A 2,370-nucleotide genomic window follows, 5' to 3' on the forward strand; every position below is an offset into this window, starting at 1 on the left:
CGGCGGGGCACGCGAGGTGGTCGAGTACGGCCAGCTGGAAGGCACTCTCTTGCATGAGCCCCGCGGCGCAGGTGGATTCGGCTACGACCCCGTGCTCCAGCCGCAGGGACTGGACCGCAGTTGCGCGGAGCTGAGTTCCGAGGAGAAGAACGCCATCAGCCACCGCGGCAAGGCGTTCAGGGCGCTGCTCCCGGCGATCGTGGACGCCCTGCGCTAGAACTTGCGCCAGCATTAACGAGAGAGGCACCCCGCAGACAAAGTGCGGGGTGCCTCTTCTGTTGAAGCAACGGGCTTAGCGCTCGCCGTGCTTTCCGGCTTCGCGTCCGTCGACCAATTCTTCGGCGGGTTCTGCTCCGCCGTTCGTTGCCTTGCGCTTGGCCAGCAAGCCGCGGATGACTTCCACGGCCACGGGGACCACCGAGATCAGGACGATGACCACGAAGATGATGTCGAGGTTGTCCCGGACCCACGGAACTTTGTCGCCGAGCAGGTAGCCGAGCAGCGTGACGCCACCGCCCCAGAGCACCGCCCCGATGACGTTGAAAATGAAGAACTTGCGCTTGTCCATTTGCGCGACGCCAACAATCACCGGGACGAAGGTGCGGATGATGGGCACGAAGCGGGCCAGGATCAGGGCCTTGCCGCCGTGCTTTTCGAAGAAGGCGTGCGCACTCTCGACGTTTTCCCGCTTGAACAGCTTGGAATCAGGCTTGTTGAAGATGGCCGGTCCGGCTTTGGAACCGATGAGGTAGCCACTCTGGTTGCCGATGATCGCGGACACGATGATGAGGGCCGCGAGTGCCCAGATGTTGAATTTGATGGTATCCGTGGCGACGAGGAGCCCAGCGGTGAAAAGCATCGAGTCGCCGGGCAGGAAGAAGCCCACCAGGAGTCCCGTCTCGGCGAACACGATGCCGCACACGAGAAGGACTACCCATGGTGCCAGGGCGGGGTCGGCCAGGAAGATCTGGGGGTTCAACCAGTCGGGGAGGAGCGCGGACATATGCGGCTGCACCGGTCCTGCACCCACCAAAGCGGATACGGCAAAGTCGTTCATCGCAGAAAGGGTCACCCTTCAAGGGTACGGGACAACCGCCGTCGGGCCCTTGACACATCCGCTGGGGGTGTCTGACAGACACTGCCTCCACTCGCCGGACATGCGTAGCGTGGTGGACGTGGGCAGAAATGACGAGAACTTCTGCGTCCGCAGCTAACTGAGCATGAATGACGAGGAAGAACTTTTTGATGCGCGACGTAGCTATACCCGAAACAGCGGCGACGGCCGCTCCTGCGTCAGCCCCGGTGTTCCCGTGGGGCGGTCTCCTGATCCTCGCGGCAGCAGGCTTCACCGCGGTGACTACGGAACTCCTCCCGTCCGGGCTGCTGCCCCAGATCAGCCGGGACCTGGGAGTAGACGAATCGGCCGTAGGTTCCCTGACTGCCGCCTATGCGGCAGTTATCGTCTTCACGGCGCTTCCGTTGTCCAGGCTGCTCGGCGGACGAGTTCCCCGCAAGGCGTTGTTGATCGGCACCGTGCTCGCGTTCGCACTCAGCAATGTCCTGTTGGCGTCGAGCCCGAGCCTGGGATTGGCAGTTGCCGCGAGGCTCCTCGGAGGCGTGGCCCACGGGATGCTGTGGTCAAGCATGGCCCCCTACGTTGCCAGGATCGTCCCGGCGCACTCGGTCGGAAGAGCAATGGCCATGGTCTTCAGCGGTAACAGCATCGCGCTCGCCGTCGGCGCTCCGATCGGCACGCTCATGGGCTCGGTCCTCACCTGGCGCGCCTCTTTCCTGATCCTGGCCGGAGTCGGCGCGGTTCTCGCTTTGCTGGCCATTTGGGTACTCCCCGCAGCCCCCGACGAGGACGGCCATGCGACGCCGACCCTCCGCGGAGCCCTGAAGCTGCCCGGCGTGATCGCCGTGGCCACAGCGTGGCCACTCTTGCTTTTGGGCCACTTCACGCTCTTCACCTACATAGCGCCTTTCCTCCACGTCTCCGGACTGCCGGATGCCTTCACGAGCATTTCGTTGTCCGTGGTGGGGGCTGCCAGCCTCGTGGGGATCTGGATCGCCGGCCTCACCGCCGATTCCCATCCGCGGCGCTCCCTGATTTCCGCGGTCGCCCTGCTGGTGCTGGCCTTCGGCCTCTTGCCGCTGCTTGGCGGCACGTGGGTGGGTGAGCTTGTGCTGGTGACCGTGTGGGGAACCGCCTTCGGGGCCATCGGCATCTACAACCAGGCAGCTATCCTTCGCGCCGGCGGAGAGCACAAGGACGCCGCGAACGGCTTGACCGTGGTGACCATTCAACTGGGCATCGCCGTGGGCGCCGGATATGGCGCCCTGGCCCTGACCACTGTCGGCGCCCTGTGG

Annotated in this window: 3 protein-coding genes; 2 read left to right on the plus strand and 1 reads right to left on the minus strand. The window is 64.6% G+C overall.

The features are described from left to right. Window positions 1–217: non-canonical purine NTP pyrophosphatase (locus tag AHiyo1_RS03495; RefSeq protein ID WP_172465482.1), on the plus strand; the 217-nt coding region annotated here is incomplete at its 5' end. Window positions 218–292: 75 nt separating this feature from the next. Here AHiyo1_RS03495 and AHiyo1_RS03500 read toward each other — a convergent pair. Beyond that, a complete protein-coding gene (locus tag AHiyo1_RS03500) occupies window positions 293–1,057 on the minus strand; it encodes a VTT domain-containing protein (RefSeq protein ID WP_059387625.1) in 765 nt (254 codons plus the stop codon). A gap of 188 nt (window positions 1,058–1,245) precedes the next feature. Between AHiyo1_RS03500 and AHiyo1_RS03505 the strand changes: the two genes are divergently transcribed. Beyond that, on the plus strand, window positions 1,246–2,370 hold a 1,125-nt coding region (locus tag AHiyo1_RS03505; protein WP_084784337.1), incomplete at its 3' end, for an MFS transporter.

This window comes from Arthrobacter sp. Hiyo1 (assembly GCF_001263615.2).
Taxonomy (GTDB): domain Bacteria; phylum Actinomycetota; class Actinomycetes; order Actinomycetales; family Micrococcaceae; genus Arthrobacter.